The following is a 21260-nucleotide window of genomic DNA, read 5'->3' on the forward strand; positions in this document are numbered from 1 at the left end:
ACTTAATCGCGAAGTAATTCGTTGATGGCTGTCTTAGCTCGCGTCTGAGCATCAACCTTCTTCACAATGATGGCTGCATACAGGCTGTATTTGCCACATGCGGATGGGAGGGAGCCTGGAACTACGACTGAACCTGCTGGTACGCGACCGTAGTGCACTTCACCAGTTTCGCGGTCATAGATTTTGGTGCTTTGACCGATATAGACGCCCATAGATAAAACGGCGTTTTCTTCGATCACAACGCCTTCAACAACTTCGGAGCGGGCGCCGATAAAGCAGTTATCTTCAATAATCACTGGGCCAGCTTGAATTGGCTCGAGAACGCCGCCAATACCAACACCGCCAGAAAGGTGAACGTTTTTACCGATTTGGGCGCAAGAACCTACGGTCGCCCAGGTATCAACCATGGTGCCTTCACCTACATAAGCGCCAATATTGACGTAAGAGGGCATTAAAACCGCGTTTTTGCCGATAAATGAGCCACGGCGGGCCACGGCAGGGGGTACCACTCGGAAGCCACCAGCTGCAAAGTCAGCTGCTGTGTAGTTTTCAAACTTGCTTGGAACCTTGTCATAGAACTGGGTAAAGCCGCCAGCACTCATGGGTTTGTTGTCTTCTAGGCGGAAAGAGAGCAAAACAGCCTTCTTAACCCACTGGTTAACTTCCCATTTGCCTACGTCACGGCGCTCAGCCACACGAATGGTGCCGGCATTTAGGCCTTCTAGGACCGCATTTACGGCATTACGGACATCCCCAGGGGCGCTATCTGGAGACAGGTTTGCACGGTTTTCCCAGGCTTGTTCAATGATGTTTTGTGGTGATTGGCTCATGCTTTTTAGTTAACTATCAGATTGTTAAGGGATTTTGTCCCTGAGGGTAGATTTACCATTATATAGATGGGGCAAAAACGCGTCTAAGCACCCTCAAGCTTGCTATCATCTTCCCACTTTAGCTTTAATTTTTACCCCTTTATTTGAACCTCTTTTTTCCCTGCAAAGTACGCCGTGCAACTGAAATCCATCAAACTTTCCGGCTTTAAGTCTTTCGTAGACCCAACCCATTTTGAAATGCCTGGCCAATTGATTGGCGTTGTTGGTCCTAACGGTTGCGGAAAGTCGAACATTATTGACGCCGTTCGCTGGGTTTTAGGCGAATCCCGCGCTAGCGAATTGCGTGGTGAGTCCATGCAAGACGTTATTTTTAATGGTTCTGGTTTGCGTAAACCATCTGGTCGTGCCAGCGTCGAACTCATTTTTGATAACACCGAAGGGCGCGCTCAAGGTCAGTGGAGTGCCTTTACAGAATTAGGTATCAAACGTGTTTTAACGCGCGATGGAAATTCAAGTTATTACGTCAATAACCAGGTAGTTCGTCGTAAAGATATTCAGGATATTTTCTTGGGCACCGGTATGGGTCCAAGAGGTTACGCGATCATTGGTCAAGGCACAATCAACAGAATTTTAGAGGCGAAGCCAGAAGAGTTGCGTGTGTTCTTGGAAGAGGCTGCTGGCGTTTCTAAATATAAAGAGCGTCGCAAAGAAACCGCATCCCGTTTAGAAGACACTGTAGAAAATTTAACTCGCGTCGAAGATATCTTGCGCGAGCTCGATCAACAACTCACTCGTTTGGAAAAACAAGCGACTGTTGCTGAGCGTCACGCCGAGCTTTCTACACAGATGAAATCACAGCAGCAGCTGTTGTGGTTTGTGCGTCAGACCGAGGCTGGTAAAGAGCAGGAGCGTCATGCCAACGGTATCCGCGATACGCAAGTTGGCCTAGAAGAACAGACCGCCAAGCTACGCCACGTCGAAGCTGAGCTAGAGACAATGCGTACACAACAGTACGCATTACAAGACAAAGTTTCTCAAGCACAAGGCGATTTGTATCAAACCAATTCTGACGTGAGTCAGGTTGAGTCACAGATTCTTTATGTACAAGAAGCACGTCAACGCTTGCAACAGCAAACTCAAGATTTGCAGGCGCAATTAAAGCGTTGGACTGTGCAAGAGACTGATGCAGCGCAAGCTCAGCGCACTACTGAGCATGAGCTTTCTTTAGCTGCTGAAAAAGAGCAAACACTCTTGGCAGATTTAAATGGCTTGCAAGAGCAAATGCCAAGTCGTGAAGAGGCTTATCAAAATGCCTCACGCGAGCTAAATAGTGCACGTGATGCATTAGCTTCAATTGAGCAACGCTTGGCAAGTTTGGGCGAACGACTTCGCTCTATGTCTGCTCAGTCAGATGAATTGAAAGGGCGCGAAACTCGCCTTGTTGGTGAATTCGATGGCCTACGTCGTCCAGATGCTGAAGCTTTACAGATGGCAATTGATCGTCAAACAATGGCTGCTCGCAAAGTGGAAGAAGCCAAGCATCGCGCTGTTGAAACTCAGCAACGCGTACCTGCTGCTGATGAAGCGCGTAACGCTGCCCAGCAAAAAATTCAGGAAGCAAATCAGGATTTAGCTCAAACGGAAGCTAAATTAACAGCATTAACTGCTTTGCAGGCTAGCGTTCAGGCGCAAGGCAAGATTGGACCTTGGCTGGAAAGCAAGGGCCTCAAAGAAAGCAAGCGTCTTTGGCAAGAGCTCAAAGTTGAGAGTGGCTGGGAAGCTGCACTTGAGTCAGTATTGCGTGAGCGTTTGGCTGCGGTTACTGCAAAGAGCGTCCAAGAAACATTGGCTTTGGCCAATGATGCGCCTCCAAGTCGCTTGGCGATTTTGCTCACGGAAGAAATTACCCCGGCGCATACATCCGCCCCTGCTGACTTCACGCCGTTGTTGAGCCGAGTGCAAAGCGCAGGCGCAGCAAGACTCACTTCTGTATTGCAAGAGTGGTTGGACAATATTTACATTGCCAGCAGCCTCGAAGATGCTTTGCATCGTCGCGAAAAATTACCTGCTGGTGGCGCATTTGTTACTCAACAAGGCCATTTGGTAAGTCGTGTTGGTGTGCAACTTTATGCGGCAGACTCTGAACAAGCTGGTATGTTGGCTCGTGCTCAAGAGATGGAAAGTCTCGAGAAACAATTACGTGCGCAACAGTTGATGCAAAGCGAACTCAAAGGCGAATTGGATCAGTGTGTAGCGAACTATCAGGCGGCCCATCAAGCGGCTGAGCAAGCTCGTGAAAATGCGGAACATGCTGTCCAAGAATCGCATGGCTTTGAAGTAGAAAGAATGCAGTTGACCCAAGCTGAAGAACAGTACAGTCAACGTGCGGCGCAGATTCAGGGTGAGTTAAGTGAATTGCGTCAGCAGATGGAGCAAGTGAGCCAGACTCAAGAGCAGTCTGCTGCCGAATTGCTCGAGTCAGAAGAGTCCAAGCAAGGCTTGCAAGAGGCTTTACAAGTAGCTCAAGAAAAATTAGAGCGCTCTACTGAAGAGCGTGATCGTTTGCGTGAATCGCTCCGTGCTGCTGAAATGGCTGCACAAGAGGCGGCATTTGCTACTCGTTCATTGCAGCAGCGTATAGCCGACTTGCAACGTGATCAAAGTACTGCGCGTACACAGATCATGGAGATTCAAGATAAGCATGATGCAGCCGCTCAAGAGTTAGAAACATTGAGTGATGAAGAAGCGCAAGATAAATTACAGGGCTTATTGCTAGCACGCAGCGCACGCGAGGCAGCTTTGGCAAATGCTCGTACTGAGCAAGATGCTTTATTGCATCAACTGCGTGAAGCTGATGAGTCTCGCATGCAATTAGAGCGTAGCCTGCAACCTATGCGTGACAAGGTTGTTGATTTGCAATTGCGTGAACAGGCTGCACGTTTGAACTTTGAGCAATTTGCTACTTTATTATCGGATGCTGAGGCTGACCTCACTGCGCTTGAAGCAAGCTTCAGCCCTGATCTGAAGGTTGGCGCATTGCAGAGTGAAGTGAATCGCTTGAATACTGAAATTCAATCTCTAGGCCCAGTCAATATGGCTGCGCTAGATGAATTATCCAGTTCCCGTGAGCGTAAGCAGTTCTTGGATGCTCAATCTGCTGACTTGAATGAAGCGATGCAGACCTTGACAGATGCGATTGCCAAGATCGATGCAGAGACCCGTGATTTATTGCAAGGCACCTTCGATCAGGTTAATGGCCACTTTGGAAAGCTATTCCCCGAATTGTTCGGTGGCGGTCATGCAGAGCTGGTGATGACAGGTGAAGAGATCTTGGATTCCGGTGTTCAGGTGATGGCGCAGCCTCCTGGCAAGAAAAACAGCTCCATTTACCTGCTCTCTGGTGGTGAAAAGGCTTTGACTGCAATTGCCTTAGTGTTCTCACTCTTCCTTTTGAATCCAGCTCCATTTTGTTTGCTGGATGAGGTTGATGCACCATTGGATGATGCAAATACCTTGCGTTATGCAAATCTAGTTGCCAAAATGTCAGATAAGACACAGTTTTTATTTATCTCACATAACAAGATCACTATGGAAATCGCTCATCAATTGATTGGTGTCACGATGCAAGAGCAGGGCGTATCCCGCATTGTTGCTGTGGATATCTCTTCTGCGGTATCAATGGTAGAGGCTGCCTAAATGTATGTAGAACAAATCATGACGATGTTGGGTTTGTCTGATTTGCAATTGGCGCTGGCCGTTATTGGTCTTCTAATTCTGATAGCGGTAGCTGTTCTGAACATTAAGTACTCTCGTGCTCGCCGTAAGGCAAAAGAGCAATGCGAATATGCTTTAGATGATCGCTTTGCGCGTGAGCCAAGCTTTACGCAGGGTTTTGCGGATGGCGATACATCTGGTCGAGCAGAGCCTGGTTTTGGCGAGGCCTTAACAACAATCTCCGCCCCAGAAAAGTTCGCGATTGATCCGCGCATCGATTGCGTTATTACCTTGCGCTTTGATGAAGCTATAAGCGGCGCAGAAATTCTGGCAGAAATTAACGCTTGGACTGATCTTGAAGCTCAATCTACAGCGCGTTGGATGTGTGAAGGTTTAAATGCGGATGTCGATGCTGCTGAAGACTGGGAAGAATTGAAGTCTGAAGGATCATACTCAGAGTTACAGCTGGCCATTCAGTTGGCTAGTCGCAAAGGTCCGATTGGTGTTTTGGAGCTTTCTGATTTCTGCTCTCGTGCCCAGTCCCTTGCTGAAACTTTGGGCTCGCAGATTGATATGCCTAGCGTCAGTACCATGTTGGAAAGCGCTAAAGAATTAGATGTGATGGCTGCTGAGAGTGATATCCAGCTGAGCATCAATGTGTTATTCGATGAACCATGTCCTTGGGGTAACTTTGATGCCCTCATGCGCCAACGCGGCTTCAAGTTATCTCGTAACGGACGCCAATATGAATACCTCAGCAAAGGCTTAGTACTTTTCAATAGCGCTGAATTGGATCCGAATAAGTCCGTAACTCAAGTCACTTTACTGCTGGAAGTGCCTTTAGTTACGCAAGAAGAGCGCGCATTTGAAAGAATGCTCTCTGAAGGTGTGGAGATTGCACAAGCTGCTCATGGCCGCTTGGTAGATGACAATGGTATTAACTTAAGTGAAGCTGCAGTCATTAGTATTCGTCAGCACCTTGATGTTCTTTATGCCAATCTTGAGAAATCCGGTATTCCTGCTGGATCTTCTACAGCCAGCAGACTCTTTAGCTAGGAAATTACTTTGTCGTCCAATAATCCGACAAATTTAGCGGAGCGTTACGCATTCTTGCAAGCCGAGCTTGCGCGCCTAGAGCATGCTTACTACGTTCTAGATAATCCACTATTGCCTGATATTGAGTATGACCGCCTCTATCGCGAGTTATTGGATATTGAGGCCGCCCATCCAGAGTGGATCACCCCCGAGTCCTTATCTCAGCGTGTAGGTGGGGCAGCATTAAAAGAGTTTGATTCGGTTACCCATGCGGTGCCAATGCTTTCTTTGAATAATGCCTTTGAAGATGCCGAGCTGATTGCTTTTGATCGTCGTTGCCGTGAGGCACTCCATACAGATCATGTGACATATGCTGGTGAACTCAAGTTCGATGGTCTTGCAATCTCGCTCCGTTATGAAAACGGTTCATTAGTAACCGCTGCCACTCGTGGTGATGGAGCTAGCGGTGAAGATGTCACGGCTAACATCAAAACAATTCGCGCTATTCCGCTCAAACTCACTGGAAAAAACATTCCACAAGTCTTAGAGGTTCGTGGCGAGGTCTTTATGTATCTCAAAGATTTTGAGAAGATGAATCGACAGGCAGCAGAGTTGGGTGAGAAAGAATTTGCTAATCCTCGCAATGCAGCAGCAGGTAGTCTGCGTCAATTAGATTCGAAGATCACCGCTAAAAGGCCATTGTCTTTCTTTGCCTATGGCTTAGGTGCCCTAGAGCCTCAGTCATGGCTGCCTAAAACTCACGAAGAATTACTTAATGCTTACGCTGAACTAGGCTTGCCTGTTTGCTCAGAGCGTAAGGTATTGCATTCCTTAGAAGAGATCTTGGCCTTCTATAACGAGATTGGTGCCAAAAGAGATTCATTGCCATATGACATTGATGGCGTTGTCTATAAGGTGAACTCATTCGCCGAGCAATCTAAGTTGGGATTTGTATCAAGAGCCCCTAGATTTGCGCTCGCTCACAAGTATCCAGCACAAGAGGCTCTAACTACCGTTTTAGGTATTGATGTGCAAGTAGGTCGTACAGGTGCAATCACTCCAGTAGCAAGACTTGCTCCTGTAGAAGTAGGTGGCGTCACAGTCACTAATGCAACCTTACACAACGAAGACGAAGTCAAACGTAAAGATGTGCGAATTGGCGATACCGTTTCAGTGCGTAGAGCAGGCGATGTAATTCCTGAGGTGGTTTCGGTAATTAAGGATCGCCGCCCAGCAGATGCAAAAGAATTTGTAATGCCAATAAATTGCCCGGTATGTGACTCTCATATCGAGCGTTTAGCAGATGAAGCAGTAGCGCGCTGTAGTGGCGGACTATTCTGTGGGGCTCAGCGCAAACAGGCTTTAATTCACTTTGCTCATAGAAGAGCGCTTGATATCGAAGGCCTAGGTGAGAAGATTGTGGACCAGTTGGTAGATCACAACCTTGTTAGAACTCCTGCAGATCTGTATCGTTTGGGATTTACGGCCCTCGCAAACCTGGAGCGTATGGGAGAGAAGTCAGCGGATAACCTCATTCAAGCAATTAACCAATCCAGAAACACAACCTTAGCTAGATTTATCTTTGCATTGGGTATTCGCCATGTGGGTGAGACCACTGCCAAGGATTTAGCGAATCACTATCAGTCCATGCATGCCTTAATGGACGCTAGCATGGAAGATCTATTAACAGTAAAAGATGTTGGCCCTGTAGTTGCCGACTCCATCACGAGCTTTATGCAAGAGGCACACAATCGTGAAGTGATTGAGCAACTGCTTGCATCCGGAATGCAGCTCGCCGTAGAAGAAAAAGTGATTAGTGCCGCAGTAGCGGGTAAAACATTTGTTCTGACAGGTACATTCCCAACGATGACAAGGGATGCGGCAAAGGATCTTCTTGAAAAATCTGGTGCTAAGGTTGCTGGATCAGTTTCTAAGAAGACTGACTATGTAGTAGCTGGTACAGATGCTGGCAGCAAACTCACGAAAGCAGAGGAATTAGGTGTACCAGTGATTGATGAAGCTGCAATGCTCGAGCTTCTTAAGTAATAACTTTTTGTGCATGAATATTATTTCTCAAATTGCCGTTCAGGCACGTAACACTATTCATGAGGCACAGTGCAATGCGATTCTGGAATCATCAAACCCATTTTCTCGCGCAACAATCCAGGGTCATATTACAGCTAGCGGTTTAGTGGTTAAGGACGGTAAGGCTTTATTAATTTTTCATCCTTATATCAAGCGCTGGTTCCAGCCTGGTGGCCATATTGATGAAGGTGACTCTCCGATTGCGGCTGCAATTAGAGAGGTTTACGAAGAAACTGGATACGTCTGTGAACTAGACTCTGATAGTCAAGATCCAATTGATATTGATATTCACGAGATCCCTGAAAATCCTAAAAAAGGCGAGGGCGCTCATTTGCATATTGATTTGCTTTATTGCTTGCGAGTCGTGCGACATGAGCAATCAGCGGAAGATATTGAATGTAAGTGGTTTGCTTTTGGTGATATCGAAAGTATTCGAATCCAGCGCGCCTTGGCTAAATTGGATTAAGCCCCTAACGCTTCAAGCAATTCCGTCTCCAATTGAATCTGTAACTTTGGATTCTTACCCAAGTTAGCGGCATCAAGAAGCAAAACGTCTTCCACTCGCTCGCCAAGAGTATTAATGCGTGCTGTGTGGATTGATACCTGATGTTTAGCCAATACTCGAGATATGGTGTAGAGCAAACCAGTACGGTCGCTTGCTGATAGTGCGAGTGTGTAATATCTGCCTCGCTCATCTGGAACCATATGCACACGGGGCTGTATTGGGAAGGTGCGTGACTGCCTTGATAGACGACCCATACTTGGGGTTGGTAATGGCTCGCTATTGGTAAGTGCAGCAGTAAGTTCAAACTCTACTAGCTGAATAATGTCGCGATAACTGCCGCCTTCATCCACCAAGTTACTGCCTGAAATTTGGAAGCTATCTAAGGCGTAGCCATGACGCGTCGTATGAATACGAGCATCCCAAATGGAGAAACCGTGTCTCTCGAAGTACGCACAGATTCTGGCAAATAGATCTTCTTGGTCTTTTACATAGACAGCTACTTGCAGTCCTTCGCCAATGGGGGATAGTCTGGCCCTGACAATCGGCTGCTCACTATTTACTTTGTTAAATAGATGGCGTGTAAGCCAGGCAATATCAGAGGAATCTTGTCTTAAAAAGAAGGCAACATCCAATTGCTTCCACAGGTCTTCATAAGCATCATCGTTAATGCCATAGAGGCGCAACTTTGCTTTAGATTCTTCTTGGTGTTGAGCCAATTCTGAGGAGGCATCCGGCTTAGCGCCACCTAATACTCTTAGCGTTGCGCGATACAGGTCTTCAAGGAGTTTGCCTTTCCAGGCATTCCAGACTTTAGGGCTAGTACCTCGAACATCAGCAACGGTGAGCAAGTAGAGTGCAGTGAGATGACGCTCATCACCCATCTTCTTGGCAAAAGCTTTAACGACATCGGGATCAGTGATGTCTTGCTTCTGAGCTGTTTGGCTCATATTGAGATGTTCAGCTACTAACCATACTAAAAGCTCAGTATCTTTTTTATCCAGACCATGCTCTTTGGCGAACTTGCGCATGTCAGCTTTACCGAGTTGCGAATGGTCGCCTCCACGCCCTTTGGCAATATCATGAAAGAGGGCCGCAATGACGAGCAACCAAGGTTTCTCAAAGTGAGCAATGAGACTGCTGCAGAAAGGGAACTCATGAGTGTGTTCAACCACCATGAAGCGGCGCACATTGTGTAGCACCATCAGGATGTGTTGATCGACTGTGTATATATGGAACAGGTCATGCTGCATCTGCCCAACAATCTTTCTGAAAGCTGGAAGGTAGCGTCCTAGTACGCTACTGCGATTCATTAGGTGGAAAGCGCGGCTTACACCTTCGGGTTGCTTCAAGATCTCCATAAAAAGCGCACGATTAATTGGGTCTTTGCGCCATTTGCTATCCATCTTAGTTCTAGCGTTATAGAGCGCTCTGAAGATAGTTGCCGATAAGCTCTTTACATTAGATGTTTGGGCAAACACTAAGAAGGTTCTCAGAATTTGCTCTGGATGTTTTTGAAAGAGCTGCGGGTCGGTAATATCCAATACACCTTGGCGCTCAATAAAGTATTCATTACCTTCACCTGGAATAGGGTGAGTGGTTTTAGATTCCTGCGGGAAGAGTATGGCCTCAATGTTCTGCAATAGAACATCGTTCAATTGGGTTACCGCTTTAGCTGCCCAATAGTAGCGGCGCATGATTGCTTCACTAGCAACCCTTGAGGATTCTTCTTTTATTCCCATAGACGCTGCTAAGGGCGCCTGTAAATCAAAAGCCAGAACATCTTGCCTACGTTTTGCTAGGAGGTGGAGGTTGGCGCGTAAGGTTTCTAAAAATCGTTGATTGCGGTTGAGTTCAGTCAGTTCGCGTTGCGTGACAAGGCCAGCCTCGTGGAGATCCTTAAAGGTATCACCCAATAGTGCAGCCTTACTGACCCATGAGATCACCTGTAAATCACGTAATCCACCAGGGCTCTCTTTGCAGTTAGGCTCTAATGAGTAAGGGGTGTTCTGATATTTGTAGTGACGCTGAATTTGTTCTGCTTGCTTGGCCTGAAAAAATGCCTTGGGATCCATGGCTGCTTCAAATGCTTTAGCAAAGTCTTTGAATAAAGCCTTCTTGCCGCAAAGGAAGCGCGCTTCCAAAAGTGAGGTACGTACTGTGACATCTTGATCGGATTCTGAGATGCATTCAGCGATATTGCGAACCGACGAGCCTATCTCTAAACCCACATCCCAGCAACTAGCAATAAATTGTTCAACTTGCTTTGATAGGGCAATGGCCTGCTTTTCATCTTCCGGCAAAAGGATGAGGATATCGATGTCAGAGGATGGGAATAAAGCATTTCTTCCATAGCCACCAACAGCTACTAAAGCAGCTTCATTTTTTATGCCGCTATTACTCCAAAGATGGGCGAGTATTTGATCGCTCATCTTGGTAAGTTGTTTGGTTAACTTACCTACCGCTTGTGTTTTTCTAAACTCGTCGTAAGCAACTTCACGAGCAGCACGCAGGCTAGCTGCATCAATGATATTGCTGGCTGCCTGGAGCTTGCTCATGAATTTATGCGCTTGCTAGAGCAGGTCTAAAAGACAAGCCTTTAACGCAATCAGGTGGTGGGTTGCTACCTTCTGACCATGTCAATACTTCAACACCAGTCTGAGTTACCAGTAAGGTATGTTCCCATTGCGCTGACAGGCTGCGATCTTTTGTTTTAACAGTCCACTGGTCAGGCATGGTGCGAATGTCTCTTTTGCCAGCATTAATCATCGGCTCAATTGTGAAAGTCATGCCAGCCTCTAACTTTTCACCAGTGCCAGGCTTGCCATAGTGAAGAATTTGTGGGTCTTGATGAAATACTTTGCCAATGCCGTGGCCGCAGTATTCACGAACGACTGAGTAGCCAGCTTTCTCAGCATGAGTTTGAATGACGTGCCCAATATCACCTAAAGAGGCGCCAGGTTTTACCTGAGCAATACCAAGCCACATGCATTCAAAAGTAATTTGAGTGAGACGCTTTGCCATGACAGAAACTTCACCCACCATGAACATGCGGCTGGTATCGCCGTAATAACCATCAGGGGTAATAACGGTGATATCAAGGTTTACTACGTCACCAGCTTTCAAAACTTTATCGCCAGGAATGCCGTGGCAGATCACATCGTTTACTGAGGTGCAGATGGATGCCGGGAAAGGAGGGTATCCAGGCGGCTGATAGTTCAGCGGGGCGGGAATAGTCTTTTGGACGTCGCGCATGTACTCATGGCAAATACGATCCAGCTCTCCAGTGGTCACCCCTGCTTTGACGTGGGGCGCCACATGATCCAGAACTTCGCTGGCTAAGCGGCCAGCTTCGCGCATCCCTTGGATGTCTTTTTCTGCGGTAAATACACTATTCATGCCTTGATTATCAACGACTTGGAGGGTTTTGGTTTGTTCTATTTGCCTAAAAATTAGGCAAATATCCCATTTTTAGGGGGTCCGGAGGCTATTTGGAGGGCAAGCCTCATATTCTGCCTAGGGGTGAAGGTGGCTAGAGCATTGATATTTAAGCTATAATTTTGGTCTCAGGTCTATTTTGGACTTGAAATCGCGAGTTGAGCCTTCCAGGGTGGCGTTTTTTAGCGCAGCTAGGACTCAACTTTAGAACCAACCCTTAGGAGAAGTTATGTCAGTAACTATGCGTCAAATGCTGGAAGCCGGTTGCCATTTTGGTCACCAAACTCGCTTCTGGTCCCCAAAGATGGCCCCATTTATTTTCGGTCATCGCAACAAAATCCACATCATCAACTTGGAAAAAACATTGCCAATGTTTCAGGACGCCCTGAAATTTGCAAAACAAGTTGCTGCTAACCGTGGCACGATTTTATTTGTTGGTACTAAGCGTCAATCACGCGAGATTATTGCTGAAGAAGCTGCTCGCGCTGGTATGCCTTACATCGACAGCCGTTGGTTGGGCGGTACGCTCACTAACTTCAAAACTGTTAAAGGTTCCCTCAAGCGTTTGAAAGACATGGAAGTTGCTAAAGAAGCTGGCGACTGGGAAAAGCTTTCTAAGAAAGAGGCTTTGACTAACGACCGTGATCTCGATAAATTACAAAAAGCTCTTGGCGGTATCAAAGATTTGAACGGCGTTCCTGATGCGATTTTCGTAGTGGACGTTGGCTATCACAAGATTGCTATTACTGAAGCTAACAAGCTTGGTATTCCAGTAATCGCTGTTGTGGATACCAACCACTCACCAGAAGGTGTTGATTACATCATCCCTGGTAACGATGACTCAAGCAAAGCAGTAACCCTCTATGCACGTGGCATTGCTGACGCAATCCTCGAAGGTAAAGCTAACTCTGTTCAAGAAATCTTGACAGCAGTTAAAGAAGGTGAAGAAGAGTTTGTTGAAGAAGGGAACGCTGAATAATGGCCGCTATTACCGCTGCGATGGTTGGCGAGTTACGCGCCAAAACTGATGCTCCAATGATGGAGTGCAAAAAAGCTTTGACTGAGGCTGATGGTGATATGGCTCGTGCAGAAGAAATTCTGCGTGTAAAGCTTGGTAGCAAAGCTGGCAAAGCAGCTTCTCGTGTTACTGCTGAAGGTATCGTTGCTGCTTCTATCAATGGCACCACTGGTGCATTGTTAGAAGTGAACTGCGAAACAGATTTCGTTTCTAAGAACGATGACTTCTTGGCATTCACAGATGCGTGCGTGAAGTTGGTTGCTGAAAAGAACCCAGCTGACGTTGCTGCTTTGTTGGCATTGCCAATGAATGGTCAAACTGTTGATGAAGTTCGTAGCGCATTGATCGGTAAGATCGGCGAGAACATCATGCCGCGTCGCTTCAAGCGTTTCGCTGGTAGCAACAAGTTAGTTTCTTACCTCCACGGTACACGTATTGGTGTAGTGGTTGAGTTCGAAGGTGACGACACTGCTGCTAAAGACGTTGCGATGCATATTGCTGCAATGAAGCCAGTGGCTTTGTCTATGGCTGACGTTCCTGCCGAAGCAATTGCCGTTGAGCGTAGCGTTGCTGTTCAAAAGGCTGCTGAATCTGGCAAACCACCAGAAATCGTTGAAAAGATGGTTGAAGGTTCTATTCAGAAATACCTCAAAGAGGTTTCTTTGTTGAACCAGACTTTCGTTAAAAACGACAAGCAAACTGTTGAGCAAATGCTCAAGGCTGCAAATACAACAATCAAGGGTTTCACCATGTTTGTTGTAGGCGAGGGCATTGAGAAGCGTCAAGACGACTTTGCAGCTGAGGTTGCTGCACAAGTAGCCGCCGCCTCTAAAGCAACTGCTTAATTAGCTGGTTTGGGGCTTGCCCCAGCCGGTCGGTAATACCCAAAAGGGCATAGAAACCTTAGTTTCTGTGCCCTTTTCTTTGATCACTCTCAAGCCCTTTATAATTTGGCGAAGATATTAAAAAGTGCTTAAAGATCAATAAGCTAAGTAAGTTAATTACTTGGCAAATTACGGAAAATTAAAAACATGCCAGCCTACAAAAGAGTCCTCCTAAAACTATCTGGTGAAGCCCTTATGGGTGACGATGCTTTCGGCATCAATCCAGTCACCATAGATTCCATGGTCAAGGAAATCGCCGAGGTTGTGAATAGCGGTGTACAGCTAGCGATTGTCATTGGCGGCGGCAACATTTTCCGCGGTGTTGCTGGCGGTGCTGCAGGCATGGATCGCGCAACTGCCGATTACATGGGTATGTTGGCAACCATGATGAATTCATTAGCGCTGCAAGATGCCTTGCGTCAAAAAGGGGTTGAAGCACGTGTGCAATCCGCTCTTCGTATGGATCAGGTAGTAGAGCCATACATTCGTCCTCGCGCAATTCGTGCAATGGGCGAGGGCAAGGTTGTGATCTTCGCGGCAGGTACAGGCAACCCATTCTTTACCACTGACACAGCTGCCGCTCTTCGTGGGGCTGAGATGGGTGTTGAGGTTATGCTCAAGGCCACTAAGGTAGATGGCATCTACAGCGCAGATCCAGTAAAAGATCCAACAGCGACTTTATATAAAACGATTACGTTTGATGAAGCATTAATTAAGAATCTACAAGTGATGGATGCAACTGCATTTGCGTTGTGTCGCGATCGTAAATTACCAATCAAAGTATTTTCAATTCTCAAGCCGGGCGCGTTAATGCGTGTAGTGCAAGGTGAGCCCGAAGGTACTTTGGTGCACGTTTAATAGGAGGCCTGATGTCTGCAGCAGAAATTAAAACCACTACCAATCAAAAGATGGAAAAGTCCCTTGAGGCTTTGAAAACCAATTTAGCCAAGATTCGCTCTGGTCGCGCTAATCCAGGAATTCTGGAGCATATTCATGTAGATTACTACGGCAATCCAACACCATTAAGTCAGGTTGCTAGCTTGGGCCTGGCTGATGCCCGCACAATCAACGTTCAGCCATTTGAAAAGACGATGGTTGCAGCAATCGAGAAGGCAATTCGTGATTCTGATTTAGGCCTCAATCCAGCATCTCAGGGCACTGTAATTCGTGTACCAATGCCTGCTTTGACTGAAGAACGTCGTCGTGAGTTAACAAAGGTTGTGAAGAGCGAAGGCGAAGATACGAAGATTGCTGTACGCAATTTACGTCGTGATGCGAATGAGCATCTCAAGCGTTTAACTAAAGACAAAGAAATTTCTGAGGATGACGAGCGTCGCGCTACTGATGATATTCAGAAGATGACAGATAAAGCAGTGGTTGATATTGACAAGATCATTGCCGAAAAAGAAAAAGAGATCATGACGGTTTAATAACCTGATTGAACTTCAGCTTCTAATGACTCAACACTCCAGTTCAACCCTATCTATTCCAGAGGTCAGCGCTGTACCTCGCCATGTTGCAATCATCATGGATGGTAATGGACGCTGGGCCAGCAAGCGTATGATGCCGCGTGTTGCAGGACACTCCGAGGGTTTGAGTGCTGTTCGCAGAATTGTTCAAGAGTGTCGCAAGCTTGGAGTTGAGTATCTAACCGTATTTGCGTTCAGCTCTGAGAACTGGCGCCGCCCACCGGAAGAGGTGGGCTTCTTGATGAAGCTATTTTTGAAGTCTCTCAAGGGTGAGGTGTCTCGCCTTGCTGAAAATGATATTGCTCTGCGATTAATTGGTGACTTGAGTCGTTTTGATACCGCCATTCAAGAGATGGTGGATTTTTCTGAGAAAAAGACTGCTGGTTGCAAGGGCCTCACTTTTACGATTGCCGCAAACTACGGTGGTCGTTGGGATATTTTGCAGGCAATGCGTCAATGTCTTGCGGCAAACCCCAATTTGAAACCAGAGCAAGTCACAGAAGAATTGCTTCAACCTCATTTATCGATGGCTTACGCTCCAGAGCCGGATTTATTCATTCGTACTGGTGGCGAACAACGTGTCAGTAATTTCTTGTTATGGCAACTAGCTTATACCGAGTTGTATTTCACGGATATCTTGTGGCCTGATTTTGATGAGAAAGAATTGCATAAAGCGTTTGATTGGTTTAGTCAACGCGAGCGCCGTTTTGGTCGTACCAGTGCTCAGCTTGCATCGCAAGCGATGAGTGATGCAGTTTGATGTAGTTCGTTACTAAGCTCAATCCCATGTTAAAAACCAGAGTTATTACCGCCCTTGTCTTATTGGCGGTACTTCTGCCGATCTTGTTTCTACTGCCTCCAATTTATATTGGCGGCTTCTTTTTGGTGGCTTTGTTGGCTGCTGCCTGGGAGTGGAGTCGCTTGCTTGCTCCTGAGGCGGGGCGTGCAGCTTGGCTGTATGCTTTATTTTGCTTGGTCATTATTCTGTTTTTACTCGGTATGCAAAATGCCTCTTGGCAGTTTGCTTTATTGCTACTAGCGGTTCTATTTTGGTTCTTTGTTGCGCCATTTATATTGGCCAAAGGAATGAATCTTTCTTTGCCAAAGTTACGACCCTTTTATGTTGTGCTTGGACTCATATTGCTACCGGCCACTTGGTTTGCATTAGTGTTTTTGCGAGAACTTGGCCTCATCTTTATGCTCAGCACGATGGCTTTGGTTTGGGTTGCGGATATTGGTGCCTACTTTGTGGGCAAAGCCTTTGGTAAGCGTAAGCTTGCGGTACAAATTAGCCCAGGCAAATCAATTGAGGGTGCGATTGGTGGCTTAATACTTTGTTATGTTTACGCATTTACATGCGTCTACTATTTATCTTTTGAATCCACTTTATTTGGTGCCTGGGCAATTCGCTTTGGTTGGATTCCAATGTTCTTGATGGTGACGGTATTAACGGCCTTCAGTATTTTTGGCGATTTATTTGAGTCTCAACTCAAACGTTTGGCAGGGGTTAAGGATTCCAGTCATTTATTGCCCGGTCATGGTGGGGTGTTGGATCGCGTAGATGCCTTGATACCAACGATGCCGATCGCAGCGCTCTTAGCAGGATTTATCTGATGTCAGTAAAGCAGGTTGCCATCCTAGGTTCAACGGGATCTATCGGCGTCAATACGCTCGATGTGATCCGAACGCATCCAGATCGTTTTAATGTGGTTGCGCTTACTGCAGCCAAGCAAGTCGATTTGCTTGCTCAGCAATGCGCAGAATTCAAGCCGGCTATTGCAGTTGTATCTGACGCTGATGGTGCTGCTCGTTTGAGCAAGCTTTTGCTTGAGAACAAAATCAATACTCAAGTTTTGTATGGGCCAGAAGCACTAGTGAATGCTGTTACCGATTCTCATTGCGATACCGTGATGGCTGCGATTGTGGGTGCTGCCGGATTGGTTCCTGCGTTAGCCGCAGCAAAGGCTGGCAAAAGAGTGCTGCTGGCAAATAAAGAAGCTCTGGTGATGTCTGGCGATTTGTTTATGCACGCCATGAAAGAGGGTGGCGGTGAACTGCTGCCAATTGATAGTGAGCACAATGCCATCTTTCAGTGTTTGCCAGAACAATTCTCTAAAGAGCCAAATCCTCGTCATGGGGTTGAGGAACTGTGGCTCACAGCTTCAGGTGGGCCATTTAGAAATACACCACTGGATCAGCTCGCTAGCATTTCTCCTGAGCAAGCATGTGCGCACCCAAACTGGGTGATGGGTAGAAAAATTTCCGTTGATTCTGCAACGATGATGAATAAAGGTCTCGAAGTCATCGAGGCGTTTTGGCTATTTGGTTTGCCATTAGAAAAGATCAAAGTATTGATTCATCCGCAAAGCGTAGTGCATTCAATGGTTCGTTATCGTGATGGTTCCGTGTTAGCTCAATTAGGTCAGCCAGATATGCGCACTCCTATTGCTTATGGCTTGGCATGGCCGGAGCGTATTGATGCAGGTGTAGCGCCGCTGAGTTTGACGCAGCTGTCATCCTTGAATTTTGCTGAGCCCGAATTAGCGCGCTTTCCTTGCCTTTCATTAGCATTTGCCGCTGCTAAAGCAGGCGGTACTGCTCCAGCTGTTCTCAATGCTGCCAATGAAATTGCAGTAGCTGCTTTTTTAGATGAAGGATTGCCGTATTTGCAAATTCCAAGTGTAGTTGAGGAAGTGTTAAATGCTATCCCTGCATCCAGTGCGAGCTCTCTTGAGTTGATCTTAAGTATTGATGCGCGAGCACGTGAAGCAGCAAAAGCAGTGGTGAAGGATATTCTTTGCAAGCATTGATTACTCTCGCCGCTTTTTTGCTAACGCTGGGCGTACTGGTTAGCTTTCACGAGTTTGGACATTTTTTAGCGGCTCGCTGTTGTGGTGTTCGAGTACTTCGCTTTGCGATTGGTTTTGGTAAGCCGATTTACACCTATCATGCAAAAAATAAAACCGAGTGGGTGTTGGCCTCGATTCCATTAGGTGGTTATGTGAAATTACTGGACGGAAGGGATAGTCAGCAAGTGATTTCCCCAGCGGATGAGTGCCAGGCTTTTGATAAAAAACCCCTTTGGCAACGTTCTTTGGTGGTAGCTGCCGGTCCCTTCGCCAATTTTTTCTTGGCGATCATTTTATTTGCCTGTATTTATTTAGCTGGCGCACCGCAATTACCGGCTGTACTGCAGACTCCCCCCGAAAGCTCCGTGGCAGCCAAGCTGGGAGTTGCTGAGGGCGATCGGGTGATTGGCTGGCAGGATTTGGGCTCCCAAGCTGATAGCGTGCCCCTTTTTGGTGAATTTGAGCCTGTTCCCAGCTGGAATGCTTTGCGCTGGAATCTGATGGATGCCATTACTGGGGAGGATGGTTTTGCGCTTGAGTTCCAAACTGCTTCAGGCGCTCGCCATGTCAAAGCGTTTTATGCCGCAGATTTGCCGAAAATCAGTCCTGAAAAGGATCCAATGATGGCTCTAGGCCTACTGCCTGCGCCCAGCCCATTAGAAAAGTGGCAGGAGCTCAGATTAGGCCCTCTAGATGCCGTCATATTTGCTTCTCAAAGGGTGTGGGTCATCACCAAGGTCTCCGCAAGGTTAATGGCTGGTTTATTTACTGGTAGCACCTCCTTAAAGCAACTAGGTGGGCCTCTCAGTATTGCGGATATGGCAGGCAAGACAGCTCAGGTAGGGTGGCAACCATTTTTAGCCTTTTTAGCACTTATGAGTATTAGCATTGGCTTGCTAAATTTGCTCCCTTTTCCGATGCTTGATGGGGGTCAGCTACTGTATGATGCATGGGAGTTGGTCGCCGGTAAGCGGATTTCGATATCAAGGCAGGAGCAGTTTCAAAAACTGGGCTTTATTTTGCTGATTTCTATGTCATTACTGGCATTGTTTAACGATTTACAACGCTATATTTCGCCTTGAATTCTCTGACATTATCTTTCCGTATTTTTGCCCGTTTCATTACTCGCGTCTTGGTCCTTTCTGCGCTCGGGTTGAGTTTGAATGTTTCGGCAGCTGATTCTTTTGTTGTGAAAGATATTCGAGTTGAAGGTCTCCAGCGTGTAGAGCCTGGCACGGTATTTAGTTATTTGCCCGTTCAAGTTGGCGATACCTTTACAGAAGAAAAGGGCGCTGAATCAATCAAAGCTCTTTATGGCACCGGATTTTTTAGGGATGTGCAGATCCAAGCGCAAGGTAGTGTTCTGATTGTCATTGTTGAGGAGCGCCCAACAATTTCTCGCATTGAATTTACGGGAATGAAAGAGTTTGATCCTGAGAACGTTCGTAAATCGCTTAAAACAGTAGGTGTGGCCGAAGCGCGCTTTTATGACAAGGCTCTGATCGATAAAGCAGAGCAAGAGCTTAAGCGCCAATATGTTGGCAAAGGTCTGTACGCAGCCGAGATTGTTGCTACAGTCACTCCGGTTGAGCGTAATCAAGTTGCGATTTACTTCAACGTTGACGAAGGTCCTGTTGCCAAAATACAAGAAATTAATATTATCGGCAATGAAGTGTTTAGTGAAGGCACTTTAAAAAGCGAGATGCAGTTAAAAACAGGTGGTTGGTTATCTTGGTATAGCAAAGACAATCTTTATTCCAAGCAAAAATTAACTGCTGACTTAGAGACTATTCGTTCTTACTATCTCAATAGGGGTTACCTCGAGTTTGTGATTGAATCCACTCAGGTGTCGATTACTCCTGATAAGAAGGGTGTCTACCTCACTATCAGTATTCGTGAGGGTAAAAAATTCACCGTTAAAGATGTTCGCTTAGCTGGAGAAACTCTGGGCAAAGAAGCTGAGTTAATGCAGTTAATTGTTTTGAAGCCGGGCGACACTTTCTCGTCTGCAAAGCTTACTGAGAGTACCAAAGCAATTGCCGAAATCCTAGGCTCCTATGGTTATGCCTTTGCAACGATTAATCCGCAGCCAGATATTAGGCGAGATGTTGCTGAAGTGGATCTCACCTTGGTAGTAGATCCTGGACGTCGCATCTATGTTCGTCAAGTAGCAATCACTGGTAATGCTAAAACTCGCGATTTAGTTATTCGTCGCGAGATGCGTCAGTTTGAAAGCTCTTGGTTTGATAGCGAAAAGATTGATTTATCCAAAAAACGCTTAGGTCGTTTAGGTTACTTTACGGAAACAGATATCACCACGGAAGATGTGCCTGGATCCCCGGACCAAGTTGACGTTAATGTGAAGGTTACAGAAAAGCCAACTGGCGCGGTCACAATTGGTGCCGGTTTCTCCTCAACAGAAAAGCTCATCTTGTCTGCTGGTGTGAATCAAGATAACGCATTTGGAACGGGTACTGCGATTGGCTTAAATGCCTCCTTGGGTAAGATCACGCAAAACTTAACGCTATCCAACTACGATCCATACTTCACTGAAGATGGTATCAGTCGATATACCGATTTGTACTATCGCTCATCCAAGCCTTTGTACTATGCAGGCGACCCTGATTATCAAATTAAATCCGTTGGTTCAAACATTAAGTTTGGCGTTCCCTACACTGAAGTAGATCGCGTATTCTTTGGAACGGGTATCGAGGTATTTAGTATTTACGCCACCACCAATACGCCAATTCCTTACCAAAACTATGTCACCAGTTACGGTGGAACTGTTCCAGGACGTCTGCAAACTTACAACGTTCCATTGACCGTAGGTTGGGCGCGCGATGGTCGTGATAGCACCTTAATTCCATCCGAGGGTTCATTGCAGCAACTCTCAGCTGAAGTGGGAACTCCAGTTGGGGATCTCACCTTCTACCGTCTTTTTGGTCAGTACCAGAAGTACCATTCATTCTCCAAAGGGAATATTTTGTCCTTTAATGGTGAAGTTGGGTATGGTGAGGCATACGGCAATAAAGAATTCCCTATTACTAAAAACTACTTTGTTGGCGGTATTGGCTCGGTTCGTGGTTATGCTCCTGGATCCTTGGGGCCTCAGTACTACAACACCATCGTTGGCGCCTACCAGCCAACCGGCGGTCAGTCCAAGATTGTGAGTAATGTGGAGTACACCTTCCCAGTCCCAGGTTCTGGTGTGGATAAAACCCTGCGACTCTTTACCTTCGTGGACGGCGGTAATGCTTTTGGGGAAAACATCAATTTAGTTCTGAGATACTCCTATGGATTGGGTTTATCATGGATATCACCGCTAGGGCCTTTGAAGTTTAGCTACGGTATTCCGTATAAGTCGCAACCAACGGATAATATCCAGCGTCTACAGTTCCAAGTGGGCACAGCGTTTTAATTGTTTAAGGAAAGTTTT

Annotated in this window: 16 protein-coding genes; 13 read left to right on the forward strand and 3 right to left on the reverse strand. The window is 46.5% G+C overall.

All coding sequences use genetic code 11. From position 1 onward, the window contains the following. Positions 1-2 precede the first annotated feature (2 nt). Positions 3-830, reverse strand: a complete 828-nt coding sequence (dapD, locus tag QMF28_RS02905; protein ID WP_068322474.1) for a 2,3,4,5-tetrahydropyridine-2,6-dicarboxylate N-succinyltransferase — start codon at positions 828-830, stop codon at positions 3-5. A gap of 174 nt (positions 831-1004) precedes the next feature. Between dapD and smc the strand changes: the two genes are divergently transcribed. From smc to QMF28_RS02925, 4 genes are read left to right on the forward strand one after another with little or no spacing between them, the layout of a single operon-like run. Then, positions 1005-4526, forward strand: coding sequence for a chromosome segregation protein SMC (gene smc / locus QMF28_RS02910; protein WP_281743176.1), 3522 nt, complete (start codon positions 1005-1007; stop codon positions 4524-4526). Continuing rightward, positions 4527-5600, forward strand: coding sequence for a cell division protein ZipA C-terminal FtsZ-binding domain-containing protein (locus QMF28_RS02915; RefSeq protein WP_281743179.1), 1074 nt, complete (start codon positions 4527-4529; stop codon positions 5598-5600). A gap of 9 nt (positions 5601-5609) precedes the next feature. Then, positions 5610-7625 carry an NAD-dependent DNA ligase LigA gene (ligA, locus tag QMF28_RS02920; RefSeq protein ID WP_281743180.1) on the forward strand — a complete coding sequence of 672 codons (2016 nt, stop codon included), beginning with the start codon at positions 5610-5612 and terminating at the stop codon, positions 7623-7625. Positions 7626-7638: 13 nt separating this feature from the next. Beyond that, positions 7639-8130: an NUDIX hydrolase gene (locus QMF28_RS02925; RefSeq protein ID WP_281743182.1), complete on the forward strand. Its 492-nt coding sequence runs from the start codon at positions 7639-7641 to the stop codon at positions 8128-8130. On the opposite strand, the gene QMF28_RS02930 is transcribed toward QMF28_RS02925, so the two are convergent. Continuing rightward, positions 8127-10724: a [protein-PII] uridylyltransferase gene (locus QMF28_RS02930; RefSeq protein ID WP_281743184.1), complete on the reverse strand. Its 2598-nt coding sequence runs from the start codon at positions 10722-10724 to the stop codon at positions 8127-8129. The two genes, QMF28_RS02925 and QMF28_RS02930, sit on opposite strands and share 4 nt — an antisense overlap. A 4-nt stretch (positions 10725-10728) precedes the next feature. Next, a complete protein-coding gene (gene map, locus QMF28_RS02935) occupies positions 10729-11607 on the reverse strand; it encodes a type I methionyl aminopeptidase (protein WP_345739977.1) in 879 nt (292 codons plus the stop codon). A gap of 226 nt (positions 11608-11833) precedes the next feature. Here map and rpsB point away from each other — a divergent pair, with 226 nt between their 5' ends. The 9 genes from rpsB (at position 11834) to bamA (ending at position 21242) form a co-directional block, all read left to right on the forward strand. Then, complete coding sequence (rpsB, locus tag QMF28_RS02940) at positions 11834-12583, forward strand: 30S ribosomal protein S2 (RefSeq protein ID WP_068322489.1); 750 nt, start codon at positions 11834-11836, stop codon at positions 12581-12583. After that, entirely contained in the window at positions 12583-13467 is an 885-nt protein-coding gene (gene tsf, locus QMF28_RS02945; RefSeq protein ID WP_216214177.1) for a translation elongation factor Ts, read from the forward strand. The genes rpsB and tsf overlap by 1 nt, the downstream gene beginning before the upstream one ends. A gap of 186 nt (positions 13468-13653) precedes the next feature. Beyond that, the gene (gene pyrH, locus QMF28_RS02950) at positions 13654-14364 is read left to right on the forward strand and encodes a UMP kinase (RefSeq protein WP_068322494.1); all 711 of its coding nucleotides are present in this window, start codon (positions 13654-13656) and stop codon (positions 14362-14364) included. Between the two features lie 11 nt (positions 14365-14375). After that, positions 14376-14936 carry a ribosome recycling factor gene (gene frr, locus QMF28_RS02955; protein ID WP_216187785.1) on the forward strand — a complete coding sequence of 187 codons (561 nt, stop codon included), beginning with the start codon at positions 14376-14378 and terminating at the stop codon, positions 14934-14936. Positions 14937-14961: 25 nt separating this feature from the next. Beyond that, complete coding sequence (gene uppS, locus QMF28_RS02960) at positions 14962-15735, forward strand: undecaprenyl pyrophosphate synthase (protein WP_068322500.1); 774 nt, start codon at positions 14962-14964, stop codon at positions 15733-15735. A 26-nt stretch (positions 15736-15761) separates the two neighbouring features. Further along, positions 15762-16589: a phosphatidate cytidylyltransferase gene (locus QMF28_RS02965; RefSeq protein WP_281743189.1), complete on the forward strand. Its 828-nt coding sequence runs from the start codon at positions 15762-15764 to the stop codon at positions 16587-16589. Continuing rightward, entirely contained in the window at positions 16589-17785 is a 1197-nt protein-coding gene (ispC, locus tag QMF28_RS02970; RefSeq protein ID WP_281743191.1) for a 1-deoxy-D-xylulose-5-phosphate reductoisomerase, read from the forward strand. The genes QMF28_RS02965 and ispC overlap by 1 nt, the downstream gene beginning before the upstream one ends. Further along, positions 17773-18906, forward strand: a complete 1134-nt coding sequence (locus QMF28_RS02975; RefSeq protein WP_281743192.1) for a M50 family metallopeptidase — start codon at positions 17773-17775, stop codon at positions 18904-18906. Before ispC ends, QMF28_RS02975 begins: the two co-directional genes overlap by 13 nt. Further along, on the forward strand, positions 18903-21242 hold the full coding sequence (gene bamA, locus QMF28_RS02980) for an outer membrane protein assembly factor BamA (RefSeq protein ID WP_425594905.1): 2340 nt from the start codon (positions 18903-18905) through the stop codon (positions 21240-21242). The genes QMF28_RS02975 and bamA overlap by 4 nt, the downstream gene beginning before the upstream one ends. Positions 21243-21260: the final 18 nt, after the last annotated feature.

Origin of the sequence: Polynucleobacter yangtzensis (assembly GCF_027924165.1) — a bacterium.
GTDB lineage: Bacteria > Pseudomonadota > Gammaproteobacteria > Burkholderiales > Burkholderiaceae > Polynucleobacter > Polynucleobacter yangtzensis.